At 37.2% G+C, this 12711-nt stretch carries 13 protein-coding genes, 1 pseudogene and 1 riboswitch; of the genes and pseudogenes, 3 read left to right on the top strand and 11 right to left on the bottom strand.

Annotated features, from left to right (window positions below):
- Window positions 1-39 precede the first annotated feature (39 nt).
- A riboswitch (cobalamin riboswitch) is annotated at window positions 40-207 on the bottom strand.
- Window positions 208-293: 86 nt separating this feature from the next.
- Window positions 294-1085, bottom strand: a complete 792-nt coding sequence (locus tag EU510_RS11820) for an ABC transporter substrate-binding protein (RefSeq protein WP_149593661.1) — start codon at window positions 1083-1085, stop codon at window positions 294-296.
- Window positions 1086-1259: 174 nt separating this feature from the next.
- Entirely contained in the window at window positions 1260-1742 is a 483-nt protein-coding gene (locus EU510_RS11815) for a YajQ family cyclic di-GMP-binding protein (RefSeq protein ID WP_058548654.1), read from the bottom strand.
- A 151-nt stretch (window positions 1743-1893) separates the two neighbouring features.
- Here EU510_RS11815 and EU510_RS11810 point away from each other — a divergent pair, with 151 nt between their 5' ends.
- On the top strand, window positions 1894-2247 hold the full coding sequence (locus tag EU510_RS11810; protein WP_149593660.1) for a VanZ family protein: 354 nt from the start codon (window positions 1894-1896) through the stop codon (window positions 2245-2247).
- Window positions 2240-3142: a ketopantoate reductase family protein gene (locus EU510_RS11805; RefSeq protein WP_149593659.1), complete on the top strand. Its 903-nt coding sequence runs from the start codon at window positions 2240-2242 to the stop codon at window positions 3140-3142. The genes EU510_RS11810 and EU510_RS11805 overlap by 8 nt, the downstream gene beginning before the upstream one ends.
- A gap of 39 nt (window positions 3143-3181) precedes the next feature.
- Here the strand turns inward: EU510_RS11805 and thiI are convergent, their stop codons facing one another.
- Window positions 3182-4639, bottom strand: coding sequence for a tRNA uracil 4-sulfurtransferase ThiI (thiI, locus tag EU510_RS11800; RefSeq protein WP_149593658.1), 1458 nt, complete (start codon window positions 4637-4639; stop codon window positions 3182-3184).
- Between the two features lie 97 nt (window positions 4640-4736).
- The gene (locus EU510_RS11795; RefSeq protein ID WP_149593657.1) at window positions 4737-5390 is read right to left on the bottom strand and encodes a TetR/AcrR family transcriptional regulator; all 654 of its coding nucleotides are present in this window, start codon (window positions 5388-5390) and stop codon (window positions 4737-4739) included.
- A 197-nt stretch (window positions 5391-5587) separates the two neighbouring features.
- Here EU510_RS11795 and coaD point away from each other — a divergent pair, with 197 nt between their 5' ends.
- On the top strand, window positions 5588-6079 hold the full coding sequence (gene coaD, locus EU510_RS11790) for a pantetheine-phosphate adenylyltransferase (protein WP_149593656.1): 492 nt from the start codon (window positions 5588-5590) through the stop codon (window positions 6077-6079).
- 45 nt (window positions 6080-6124) lie between these two features.
- Here coaD and EU510_RS20075 read toward each other — a convergent pair.
- From EU510_RS20075 to EU510_RS11745, 7 genes and pseudogenes are all read right to left on the bottom strand, one after another.
- Window positions 6125-6625, bottom strand: a pseudogene (locus EU510_RS20075) (hypothetical protein).
- 12 nt (window positions 6626-6637) lie between these two features.
- Window positions 6638-7156, bottom strand: coding sequence for a hypothetical protein (locus tag EU510_RS11780; RefSeq protein WP_149593655.1), 519 nt, complete (start codon window positions 7154-7156; stop codon window positions 6638-6640).
- 504 nt (window positions 7157-7660) lie between these two features.
- A complete protein-coding gene (locus EU510_RS19915; protein WP_188085420.1) occupies window positions 7661-8194 on the bottom strand; it encodes a hypothetical protein in 534 nt (177 codons plus the stop codon).
- 15 nt (window positions 8195-8209) lie between these two features.
- Window positions 8210-8404 carry a hypothetical protein gene (locus EU510_RS11760; protein ID WP_149593653.1) on the bottom strand — a complete coding sequence of 65 codons (195 nt, stop codon included), beginning with the start codon at window positions 8402-8404 and terminating at the stop codon, window positions 8210-8212.
- 257 nt (window positions 8405-8661) lie between these two features.
- Window positions 8662-10527, bottom strand: coding sequence for an argininosuccinate lyase (gene argH / locus EU510_RS11755; RefSeq protein WP_149593652.1), 1866 nt, complete (start codon window positions 10525-10527; stop codon window positions 8662-8664).
- Window positions 10528-10578: 51 nt separating this feature from the next.
- Window positions 10579-11781 (bottom strand): argininosuccinate synthase, encoded by a 1203-nt coding sequence (locus EU510_RS11750; protein WP_007377844.1) that lies wholly within the window; start codon window positions 11779-11781, stop codon window positions 10579-10581.
- Window positions 11778-12710: an ornithine carbamoyltransferase gene (locus EU510_RS11745; RefSeq protein ID WP_149593651.1), complete on the bottom strand. Its 933-nt coding sequence runs from the start codon at window positions 12708-12710 to the stop codon at window positions 11778-11780. Before EU510_RS11745 ends, EU510_RS11750 begins: the two co-directional genes overlap by 4 nt.
- Window position 12711: the final 1 nt, after the last annotated feature.

Below are 12711 nucleotides of genomic sequence, written 5' to 3'. Positions count from 1 at the left end.
ATGGTCCCTATCTTTGCCCACCGCAAAGATTTAAGTAAGTAAGTAAGATTACTTTAAGGCCGGTCTCCGGACTCAGCAAACACCTTTAAAACAGTGCTAATACTTTACCGTTGCGGGGGCAGTGTTGGGATTGCTTTTGTCATAAATACGCACCAACTTCCCGATTATCTTGCCGTTAGTTTCAATACCTTAAAACCAATGCATGAGCACTAAGCAAGCACCTTAAAAATATGCGGCTATTGTGAGTACTTTGTTTACAAATGTCAACGGACGTCTATACAGCTAAAATCTAATTACTCTGATGTATTTTCAAAGCTATATGGTGCTGAGTATTTATTTAGTAACTTTATAATATGGGGCTTTGTAGCTGCTGAGTTAAGAATTGAATCTATTTTAGGTGCAGATATTTTGCTTTGCTTAGGGCTTACTAAAAAGTGAGTGTCGAACACGGCGTCTGGTTTTTCGCTTTTATATAGCAAGCTCATATCGAATATTTTTTTATTTTTAAAATATTGATAAGCAATATTATTTAAAACACCGACATCTGAGCGCTGCAATAACAGCATTTTTACTACATTGAACTCATCAACTGTGAGGCTAACATTATGCTCTTCGCTTAAGTAATACGCGTCGGTATTAAACCCTGCAAAGTGATAAGAGTAACCAAGTACACCGGCTTTAGTTAACGATTGTAAGTCATCAAAGTAGGTTTGATCTTTGGCGTTTTCTTTAAGTGCATATAATTCATTTTTAGTAATAACATAAAATTTGCTTTGGGTAATATTTTCTCGCGCTGATAGAGGGATCCATTGCTGCGCCATTAAAAATAAAACATCAAATCTGTTTTGCTCTACTGATTTGGTCAACCTTTTTACAGGTAATGAATTGAGTATAAAGTTATATTCATTTTGGGTATTGTTTAATACTTTAATAAACTCAGGGGCTAAACCCTGCTGTTTTTGGGCATTAATGACTATAGGAAAATAACCATCTTCTACTAATACATTTATATCTATTGCTTTACTTGTGCTTGAGCTACTAAAAAATACAAAAGTAATAAAAACTAAAAGTTGGTAGCGATTCATTAATACACCTAAAACAAAAATATTCAATAAGAGCATAAGTATAGTAGGTTAATTATTAAACATAGCTTGATTTATTAAGGGTGCTAACAGCGCTTAAAAATAACTCAACCTGGGCTTAAATTATTAAGCGCAGGTTGAAGATGTATCATTTATAACTAGCCGTACTATAAATAATTAATCGCGGAAGTTTTTAAACTGAAAAGGCTGGCCTAAATCAGCGCTGCGCACTACCTGCATAGCTTCTTGTAGGTCGTCACGCTTTTTACCTGTAACACGTACTTCTTCACCTTGAATAGCGGCTTGTACTTTTACTTTAGAATCTTTAATGGCTTTAACTACTTTTTTAGCCATGTCTTTTTCAATACCTTGTTTAAGGCCAACGTTACGAAAAACATTTTTGCCTGCACGCGTAATATCTTGCAGCTCTAAACTCGCTACATCCATACCGCGCTTAGATATTTTACTGGCTAAAATATCAAACAATTGCATAACTTGTGAATCAGCTTCTGCTTTTAGTTTAATTGTTTTGTCGTTTAATTCGATTGAAGCGTCTACGCCTCTAAAGTCAAAGCGCGTTTCTAACTCGCGATTTGCGTTATCAACCGCGTTTTTAGCTTCGTTCATTTCTACTTCAGATACAATATCAAATGAAGGCATTGGTTTCTCCTAACTATTTAATCTTAATTTTATGCGGCAATTATAACGCTAAAATTATAAATCTTTACACTTTTCTGCATGCTGTTCAGGTGCGATACTAATTTAGTTTGATATACTTGCGACTCTTTTTTAAGCGATTTTAGGATTTATCGTGACAAGGCGTGTTTATCAAGCAATTTTTTTAATCAGCATAGTGGCTTTTACCCTTTTATTTGCCAAGGAAATAAAAGGCGGAGTTGTTAATTTATTCCCCCATGTTGATAAAGTCGCCCATTTCGGGATTTTTTTCGTACTAGCTATCATAATGGATAAAGCGTTTAAACTGCCTTTGTATGCACAAATAATGCTATTGGCTGGATACGGTGCATCTATAGAAATAATGCAAGACGCCCTTCCATATAGGCAAGCATCACTAGGTGATTTTTTTGCTGACTTTGCTGGTGCTGCTAGCTACTTTTTAATTAGAGTTATTTTTACTCCTCGAAAAAAGAACCCATATGGCTAATATTTTAATTGTTGGTGATGGCGCTATAGGCTTATTACTGAGCCACTTTTTAAGCGCATCAAATCATGTAACGGTATTAACTCGTAAAGCCTCTACGAACACACGTTTTTATAGCCGTGGTAATAATGCGTCTAAAAAAATTAACGCACAGTTTATTTCTTTAAATCAGCTAAATAAAAACAACGAATTTGACCTTGTATTATTTACGGTTAAAGCCTTTCAGGTACCCGATGCCTTTGCTCAAGTAAAAACTTTTTTACCTAAAGGTTGCTCTGTCGTTCTTTCGCATAATGGGATGGGTAATGTTGACGAGATAAATGATCAGCTTAATAGCACCCAAGCACTCTACTTTCTAACCACTAGCATGGCAGGGTATAAATCTAACCAGTATATTGTGCAACATACAGGCGAAGGACAAAGTGTGGTTGGCGGTTGTAATAGCCTCACACTTCAAAATAACGAAGTTATCGCAGAGGCTTTAAAAGCAGTACCTAACATTAAATGGACTGATAACATTCATCAGCTTCGCTTTGAGAAGCTGCTTGTAAACATTGCTATTAACCCTCTTAGTGCCTTAAACAATGTTAAAAATGGTGAGCTACGCTCACCTAAATATAACGCAATAATTTTTAGCGCACTGAATGAGGCATGTAATATAGCAAAAGCTCAAGGGCTTGATATCCCATTAATTAAAGCATTAAACACCGCTTATAAAATAATGGAGCTAACCTGCGATAATTACTCATCTATGCAGCAAGATGTTGTTCATAACAGAACGACCGAAATTGCAGCTATTTGTGGGTATATTCGTCAGCAAGGCAAACTTTATAATATTAAAACACCTTATAATAATGAGCTACTTGCTAAAATTGAGGCAAAAAAAAGCGTGGTTTAAACCACGCTTATATAAATACTTAACCTAAATTTTGGTTACTTACGGGCGATAAACTTTAACTGTATCAAAGCCTTGCTCATGTAAAATAAGGGCTTGTAACTGGCTCATCACACCTCTTTCGCAATATAAGTAATAATCTTTATTTTTTGGTAAATCACCAAACTTAGTCGCTAAGCGGAAAAATGGTAAATGCACCACTTCAATGCCATCAACCTCTAGTGGTGCTGCATCTTCTTCTTCAGGTGAGCGAATATCAACAACCACTGCGCCAGCTGGTAAATCAGCAACCGACTCAGCCTCTTTCAGCTCTTGCTTAGCTTCTACGTCAATGTCGCGTACATCCATAATGCGGGCATTTTCAACTACGGTATTTAGTACATCAAAGTCGAACTTTTCTTCTTCGCCTTTAATAACATCAATTTTAGCTTTAACCGTTGGCTTTTTAGAAATTACGCCACAGTACTCTGGCATCGTTTCGGCCATTTCCGCGGTACCAATTTGGCGGGCAATATTAATAATTTCTTGCTTATCGTGCTGAATAAGCGGGCGTAAAATAAGCGTTTCGGTTACGCGGTCAATCACGCTTAAATTAGCCAGTGTTTGGCTTGAAACCTGACCAATACTTTCACCGGTTACAAGTGCTTGAATGTTTAGCTTTTCAGCAACTTGACTACCTGCACGCATCATCATGCGTTTTAGTACAACACCCATTTGGCTGTTTTCAACGTTTTCTAAAATTTCTGCGACTACGGGTTCAAAATCAACAGTTACAAACTTAACTTTATGGGTAGAGCTGTATTTTTTCCATAAATAGTAACTTGCTTGTTTAACGCCAATTTCGTGCGCTGCGCCACCTAGATTAAAGAATAAAAAGTGCGTACGTGCACCTTTACGGATCATTTGGTAACTTGCTACGCCGGAGTCAAAACCACCCGACATAAGCGAAAGCACATCTTCTTGGGTTGGTAGCGGAAAGCCAGCCATACCAAAATGTGTTTGCGAAACAATGTAAGCTTTATCGTCTTTGACTTCTAAGCGTATTGTTACTTCTGGGCGGCTAAGTTTAACGCTTGCGCCTTCAATATGTTGGTTCAACCCACCACCAACATAACGCTCTAAATCAGTTGAAGTAAAGTCGTGTTGCCCTATACGCTTTGCACGAACACAAAATGTTTTACCTACAATTGTATGCCCAACTAACGCTATTGTTTTTTGGTAAATATCATCAAGAGTTTCGAATTGTGTTTCGGTTACTTCAATAAATTGAACGATGCCAGGTATGCGTTTAAGGCTATCGATAAAATCTAAACGAACTTGCGCACCTTCAAGCTTTGTAACAACTGAAATGTTATCCCAGTTGTTTCTTACTTGTACTTTTTCGTCAACACGACGCAATACAATTTTAATGTTATTTTCTAACACTTTAGTAAAGCGTTTACGTACCGAACGGCTTTTAATGGCAATTTCAGGATGTAGTTTGACGATAAATTTAAGCATAGTTCACTCTTAGACTGCGGGAATTCGCGCTCCCAGGCATTTGGCGCGCGATTATAGCAAAAAATTCAGCGTCTAGGAAACAGCCAAAGAACAACGGCTAGACGACAGTTGGAGCGTGTTGCGCTAATTCAGTATATTTTTCACGTAGCAGGTTCATTTTATCAATACTTTTATCGGTACTGTACGCTCTAAATAATGTGAGCACTTTTAAAATACCATGATAGATATCTTGCTCAGCAAGCGTACCGCTTGGTCTACGGGCTTTAATATAAGGTGTCCAAAAACTAACAGTTAGCTTAAGTGTATGTGCTAAATCAATGACATCTTGCTCATCAATAGCAATCATTTCACTATCGCGAAGCCCTAAAATAATTTTACGAACTTGCTCTAATAACTCCAGTTGAAAATCAATATAAGCTTGTTTTAGATCGGTATCTCTAGAGAGAATATCGCCTAAGTTGTCGTAAAAAAAATGATAACGCCACATAAGCTCAAATAACGAATCTAGGTAAGCGGTTAAATGACTAAAGGCATCATCTTCTTTATTAATAGGTTTAAAGTGAGTATTTAAATGATCGCGATACAGCGCAAAAATATGACGGATAATGTCTTCTTTATTTTTAAAGTGATAATAAAGGTTACCCGGGCTCATCCCTAAGTTTGATGCAATATGGTTTGTTGATATTGCACGCTCACCATTTTCGTTAAACAACAAAATACTGGTGTGTATTATTTTATCCTTGGTATTCATATGCTAATACTCAATTATCTATAGGCTACATTACACTCAAAAGGGATTTAGGAGTATAAACAAATATGAGTAATTAAAACACTCCCACCATGGACTGACCTGTTTAAATAAAACAAACATTTGCATACTTTTTAGCTAGGCTGCTTTGTATCACAAACACTGTTAAACTAACGCTAAAATAATAAATAGTGAACATTATGAAAGTTATTGCAATTTACCCAGGCACCTTCGATCCATTAACGAATGGGCATACAGATCTTATTCAACGTGCGGCTAAAATGTTTGATACCGTATTAGTTGCAGTTGCTAATAACCCAAGTAAAAAACCCTGTTTTAGCCTTGAAGAACGTGTTGAACTTGCCAACAGTATTTTAAGTCACTTAGATAATGTTAAAGTTATCGGTTTTTCAGGTTTGCTAGCTGATTTAGCAAAAGAGCGTAGTGCTAATGTTTTAATTCGCGGAATTAGAGCCGTATCTGATTTTGATTACGAATTTCAATTAGCAAATATGAACCGCCGCCTAAATCCAGACTTAGAAAGTGTATTTTTAACACCAGCAGAGCGAAATTCATTTATTTCATCCACTCTCGTTAAAGAAGTAGCCCGCCATAATGGTGACGTAAGCGAGTTTGTAGATCCTGTAATAGTTAAAGCTCTAAAAACTAAATTAGGCTGTGACGGCCAGTAGCTATTTATTTCATTAGCGCATAACTCGTATGCGCTAATTTAGCAATTATATAGGAGATGGTTTTAACCTTTTAATCAACCAAACTAGTTTCAGGAAGTCTTTATTGATAATTAATATGAGTGCCATCGTAATATCAATAATAGGCATAAGAAAACCATACAGCATCCACAGCCACCAAAAGTCCCAATTATCATAAAGGGTATTATCAATATACATACCCATAAACAGTGAGGCATTATTACCAAGACCTACTATAAGGTAATAAAAGCAGTACATTACGTCCTAAAAAAATACGCCACATAAAAATAACTACAATTGTTAGTACATCAAATATAAACAACTTAGATGCGGGGCCGCAGTAGTTATGTCCACAAATAAACTAAATGTATACGAAGCCATCATAATAAAAGAAAGGTGAACTCGGCTTTTATCTTGCTTATTAATAGCAGCTGATAAAGTGAACAAAAAAGCAAAAACAAAAAGCCATGTAATAAATATTCCAAAATATTCGTTTACTGAATTTAATTGCCAAAATAGCTCTTCCATTTTACTAAGACTTCATTGTTGCATGTGCTTTTTAAGACGACTCAAGTAATGTTTTAACCTAATTAAACCCAATAGATCCTTATTAGTAGCAAGAACCAAAACCATTATTAAATCAGAAGTAATTTGTCCAATAACGTATAATGCCCAGAACCACCAATAGTCTAAATTACCTAAAATAATGCTATCGTAATGCATGCCATAGAAAACGAATGCATTAAAACTTAACCCTGTAATGAGGTAATAAAACGCAATAGGTATAGTTTTACTAAAAAAAATTCGCCACAAAATCAAAAATACAATGGTCACTACATCAAATAAAAAAAGAGTTAGATGAGGTGTTTCACTCTGTGGGTCCATAAAAATACTTGATGTATAAGATATCATCATAATGAAAGCTAATTGAGCACAGCCTTTATCGTGTTTGTTAATACTTGCGGATAAGTTATATAAGAAAGTGAGCACAAAAAACCATGTAGTAAAAATAGTTATATAGTCATATAAACCAGCAAGCACCCTAAGAAAGTCAAGCACTGGGTGGCCTTGTAGATCTTATAATTATAAGAGGACTAAATTTTATTAAACTTAAAAAATTTTTATTAAGTATCAGCGAGAGGATCATAAGAATATCTATAGCATTGACCCCTATTGAATAAACACTCCAATACCACCAGGGCTCATAGTTATATAAAACATATAGGTCATAGTGCAGTATCAAGGTAAGTACTGCATTTATTGTTAACGAAATTATGATGAAGTGAAAAGCTAAAGAGCGCTGGAGCACTTTAAAGTACTGTAAAATAAACAAAGCTAAAATTGTAATAAAATCGTAGAGCGCCCAGCTTAAATATAAATTTTCTAATAAGTTTATGTAACCACTGGAAATATATGAGCAGAGCATAAGTGCAGATAAATAAACAGGAGACTTATTTTCTTTATTTATACTGGAAGCTAAACAGTATAAGAAGGCCATTAAAAAGCCCCATTGAGAGAAAGCTTCTACATAATCCATCAGGGCTTCAGTAACGTACACTTGAGTTAGGTTACTTTGTGGATATCGTTTGACTTGAAGTAGCTGAGGGTTTTGTTCTTTAACTTATGAAGACCTAGAAAGTCTCTATCAACGATAAGAGCTACAACCATTAGTAAGTCATTTGCTGTTACAGAAAATGTATATATATCCCAAAAAAACCAAGGTTTTTGGTTATTATATATAAATACATCTAAATACATAAATGCAGCTAAAATCATATTCATCGATAAGCCAAAAATTAAATACAAAAAAGAAGCTGTTGTTTTACTAAATATCTTTAAAGCAAATATAAGAGATAAAATAGTAATAAAATCATGTAATGCCCAATCAAGATATGTCGTATTATAGTAAGATATCCAAGTAAAAAAATAATCGGTGGCAGTATATGAAGCCATCATTATAAATGAGCTAAATAATAAAGTAGTTTCTCTTTTAACTCCCAAGCTATAAACAAATAAATTGAAGAAAAAAGCCATCAAAAAAGCCCACGTAACGAGAGCTGATAGAGAGAAGTAACCAAAAAATTCAGCTAAAAACATTTATTACCTTAATAATCATTTAGGGCGAGGTTTCAAAATTGTATTGCCACGCTCTAACTCAGCACCACTAACGGCTCTTGCTTCTTGAGAGATACTCACTGTATCAGATTGCAGGGTTTTAGGGCTAGCAGTTTGTTCCATTGCAGGCTTTAATTGTTGTGTTTTGTTGTATGCTTGCATTTGTAATTGGCTATTAGCTGAAACTTGCATGTGATTGATCCTTGTAAATTTTTAATTATATTTGGTGCAACTTTTAACCACATTATTATGTAGATAAATGCATTACCTGTTTTAAGCAGTGATAGCTATTTTGCTACCTATCTTATACTCTGCAAACAATGCGCCAACTTTTTTTGACGCATTAAAATTCACTTAAAAATATAATCAAACTAAACAACTCCGACCAGTTTACTGCAAATATAAAAAAACGCACAGGGATAACCGTACGTTTTTTGTATCCAGGGAGTTTAAGCTACGTATTTACACGGGATCTCCGCACGTGTACTTAGCTTCAAAATATATTCCATTGCTACTTCGTCACAATTTTCTTTACGAAGGCAAAGTTCACAATCTTTCATTACTTTTTCAGGCAAAGAGTCTTTGCTACAAAAAGTAAAACGTTGTTGCTCAAAAAAATCGGGAACACGTGTTAATACAATAACTCGGTTAAGTGCCAATTTTTTGGCTTTAGCAAGTAGGTGCTCTACAAGCTGTCTACCTTGCCCCGTCACTTTACTTTTTGGGTCTATACCCAATGAGCGTATTTCAGCAAGGCCGGTATCGTAAATGTATAACGAAGCACAGCCCGACACTTTTCCATTTATTTCAGTGACTGCAAACTCGTTAATAGAGTGCACCATATCGCTTTTTGCACGAGGCAGGTTTTCGCCTACCGTTGCCCAGTGCTGTATAAGTGTGGCAATTGCCTCTACATCATCTAAATTTGCATCACGTACCGTTATTTGCTGTTTTTTTTTGGCTTCTTTAACAGCGTTAGTTACTTGCTCAATAGACGTCCCGCCAAGCGCTTGACGCGCTTTTATACAAGCATCAATTTCAAGTACTGGGTAAACATCGTCTTCAAATACAGTGTTTACTGATTTGTACTGTTCAAGTGATAGCTCCTCAAGCGTTTTACCTTCGCTAATCGCAAGCTGTACAAGTACACCCACAATGTGATGACCTTCTCTAAATGGCACACCTTTAGCAACTAAGTAATCAGCAAGCTCGGTGGCATTAGCATGGCCGCCTTTTGCCGCTGCTAACGTTTTATCGCCATTTACTTTTACGCCTTTAATACATGCTTGCGCCATATGAATACATGCAAGCCATGTTGGCATAGCGTCGAACAGGCCTTCTTTGTCTTCTTGCATATCTTTATTGTATGCAAGTGGCAACGCTTTTAACGTCATCATCATAGCGCTAAATGCACCAAATACACGTCCGGTTTTACCGCGAATAAGCTCGAGTGCATCAGGATTTTTTTTCTGAGGCATGAGCGATGAGCCTGAAGTTACGTTATCAGCAAGCTCTATAAATCCGGCTTCACCCGAATTATAAAAAATCAGATCCTCTGACATACGAGATAAGTGAATCATCGAAATAGACGCACAACTTAAAAGATCTAACACGAAGTCACGATCAGATACGCCATCAAGGCTATTTTTTGTAGCCGCTGTAAAACCTAATCCGTGTGCTAATGCTTGGCGATCAATCGGATAAGCAGTACCTGCTAATGCACCACTGCCTAATGGACAAAAATTCATGCGCGCTTTAGCGTCTTGAAGGCGGCTTTCATCGCGCTCTAGCATTTCTACATACGCCATACACCAGTGGCTAAACAATACTGGTTGTGCGCGCTGTAAATGCGTGTAACCTGGTAATATTGTGCCAAGCTCTCGCTCTGCAAGCGCTACAAACTCGCCTTTAAGTTGTGCAATGGCACCTAGTAAATGATCGGCTGTATCACGGCACCATAGTCTAAAATCGGTGGCAACTTGGTCATTACGGCTTCGGCCTGTATGTAATTTTTTAGCTAAATCACCTACTTTTTCAATTAGAGCAGCTTCAACATGTGAATGAATGTCCTCGGCACCTGAAGTAGCAACTGATTGTGGGTCAGCTTTAACTTCTTCAAGTAGCTCATTTAATGCAGCAACTAATTTTGTATGCTCATCACTTGAAAGTACATTTACCTGTTCAAGTGCACCAGCCCATGCCACAGAGCCAATAATATCTTGCTCTGCTAACTGGTAGTCAAAGGGAAGAGAGTCGTTAAATTGCTTAAACGCCTCATCTGGACCCGTAGAAAAACGTCCGCCCCATAATGCCATGAAATCTCTCCAAACCCTGTAATGCCCCTTTTATAAGGGGCTATAAATAATTTACTTTTTAGCCAATGCTGAAATTCTGCTTGAAAGCGAGAATAAACGAATAAAGCCTTCAGCGTGTGACTGGTCATACACATCATCTTCACCAAATGTAGCAAATGCTTCGCTGTATAAGCTATTTGGTGATTGCTTTTGAACCGCAGTTACTTGGCCTTTGTAAAGCTTAAGTACCACTTCACCTGTTGCCACTTTAGAAAGTGCTTCTGCACCGGCTAAAATAGAATCTTTAAGAGGTGTAAACCAACGTCCGTCATATACTAAATGTGAAAATTCACCACCTAGTACTTCTTTCCATTTACGGCTTGCTTTATCAAGCACTAGCTCGTCAATGGCTTGAAGAGCAGCCATAATGACTGTGCCACCTGGTGTTTCATAACAACCGCGTGACTTCATACCTACTAAACGGTTTTCTACAATATCAACACGTCCAACGCCATGAGGTGATGCAATATCGTTTAATTTAACTAAACAGTCATATGGTTTAAGTTCTTCGCCATTTACAGCAACCACTTCGCCTTCAACAACTTTTAAAGTTACTAGTTCTGATTTATCTGGCGCTTGCTCTGGAGAGTTAGTCCAAGTCCATACTTGCTCAGTTGGTTGACACCATGGATCTTCAAGCTCACCACCTTCGTGCGAAATATGCCAAGCGTTAGCATCACGGCTATAAATTTTTGTAGCAGATGCTGAACACGGAATGTCACGCTCAGCTAAGTAATCAAGTAATGATTCACGACTCGATAAGTCCCACTCACGCCATGGCGCAATTACTTTTAAATCTGGAGCAAGGGCTGCAAAACATGATTCAAAACGAACTTGGTCATTACCTTTACCAGTACAACCATGAGAAAGTGCATCAGCACCTACTTTACGTGCAATCTCAACTTGTGCTTTAGCAATAATAGGACGCGCCATAGACGTACCTAGTAAATAAGTACCTTCGTAAATCGAGCCGGTTTTAAGTGTTGGATAAATGTAATCACTTACCATTTCATCCTTTAAATCAACTACGTAACATTCTGAAGCACCTGAAGCGATTGCTTTAGCTTCTACGCCTTCAAGTTCTTCTGCGCCTTGACCTACATCCGCTACAAACGCAACAACTTCACAACCGTAGTTTTCTTTTAACCATGGCACGATAGCCGATGTATCAAGACCACCTGAATAGGCTAAAACGACTTTTTTAATTGAACTCATAGGTGTTCCTTAACAAAATTTGGATTTAGTAATGTAACTAGCAAAGCATTTTGCGCGTGCATGCGATTCTCTGCTTGTTGAATAATTTTCGATGCTGGACCATCCATTACCTCAGAGGTAATTTCAAATTCACGGTGTGCCGGTTGGCAATGTAATACCGTAGTTGCACCTGTTTGATCTAGCAATGCCTGATTTAATTGATAAGGCATATATTTTTCTTTAACTTGCTCAAGCGGTGTTGTATCACCCATTGATACCCATGTATCTGCATATACAACGTTAGCACCCACAGCCGCTTCAACACGGTCACTTACCATCACTGATGCGCCATTCATTGCTGCTATTTGCTCAGCCTTTTTAAGAATTTGCGAATCAGGTGAGCTGCCCTTTGGCGTTACAGCAACAAAATCAGTGCCAAGCGTTGCAGCAAGTAACATCAATGAATGAGTTACGTTATTGCCCTCACCTAAGTAAGCTACTTTAAGCTCGCTCACATCGCCGTGAACTTCTTGAAGCGTTAAAAAATCTGCAAGAGCTTGGCATGGGTGGTATAAATCACACAAACTATTTACTACCGGTACTGATGCGTATTCACCTAATGTAGTTAATGTGCTGTGCTGATTTACGCGTGCAACAATACCATCAGCCCAAGTAGAAATATTAAGTGCGAAATCTTTAATTGATTCACGTGCACCCATAGCGCCATTTTGCTGATCTAAATAAACTGCATGGCCCCCAAGGCGATTAATACCTATATCAAACGATAAGCGAGTACGTAAACTTTGTTTTTCAAACAATGTTACGATTGATTTACCCGATAATACTTGGCTGTATTTTTCTGGCTTTGCTTTTATATCTTGCGCTAACTTTAATAAGTTAAGTGCGCCTTCTTGGTCTAATTCTAAACCCGTTAAAAAATTCTCAAACATA

It is taken from the genome of Pseudoalteromonas sp. FUC4, assembly GCF_008370255.1.
Lineage (GTDB): Bacteria > Pseudomonadota > Gammaproteobacteria > Enterobacterales > Alteromonadaceae > Pseudoalteromonas.
The sequence above is the reverse complement of the archived record's forward strand: the minus strand, read 5'-3'. Positions and strand labels throughout refer to the sequence as shown.

Coding starts and splice junctions, on each gene's coding strand:
- EU510_RS11820 (WP_149593661.1), bottom strand. CDS start 1,085: ATGAATCGCTACCAACTTTTAGTTTTTATTACTTTTGTATTTTTTAGT.
- EU510_RS11815 (WP_058548654.1), bottom strand. CDS start 1,742: ATGCCTTCATTTGATATTGTATCTGAAGTAGAAATGAACGAAGCTAAA.
- EU510_RS11805 (WP_149593659.1), top strand. CDS start 2,240: ATGGCTAATATTTTAATTGTTGGTGATGGCGCTATAGGCTTATTACTG.
- thiI (WP_149593658.1), bottom strand. CDS start 4,639: ATGCTTAAATTTATCGTCAAACTACATCCTGAAATTGCCATTAAAAGC.
- EU510_RS11795 (WP_149593657.1), bottom strand. CDS start 5,390: ATGAATACCAAGGATAAAATAATACACACCAGTATTTTGTTGTTTAAC.
- coaD (WP_149593656.1), top strand. CDS start 5,588: ATGAAAGTTATTGCAATTTACCCAGGCACCTTCGATCCATTAACGAAT.
- EU510_RS19915 (WP_188085420.1), bottom strand. CDS start 8,194: ATGTTTTTAGCTGAATTTTTTGGTTACTTCTCTCTATCAGCTCTCGTT.
- EU510_RS11760 (WP_149593653.1), bottom strand. CDS start 8,404: ATGCAAGTTTCAGCTAATAGCCAATTACAAATGCAAGCATACAACAAA.
- argH (WP_149593652.1), bottom strand. CDS start 10,527: ATGGCATTATGGGGCGGACGTTTTTCTACGGGTCCAGATGAGGCGTTT.
- EU510_RS11750 (WP_007377844.1), bottom strand. CDS start 11,781: ATGAGTTCAATTAAAAAAGTCGTTTTAGCCTATTCAGGTGGTCTTGAT.
- EU510_RS11745 (WP_149593651.1), bottom strand. CDS start 12,710: ATGTTTGAGAATTTTTTAACGGGTTTAGAATTAGACCAAGAAGGCGCA.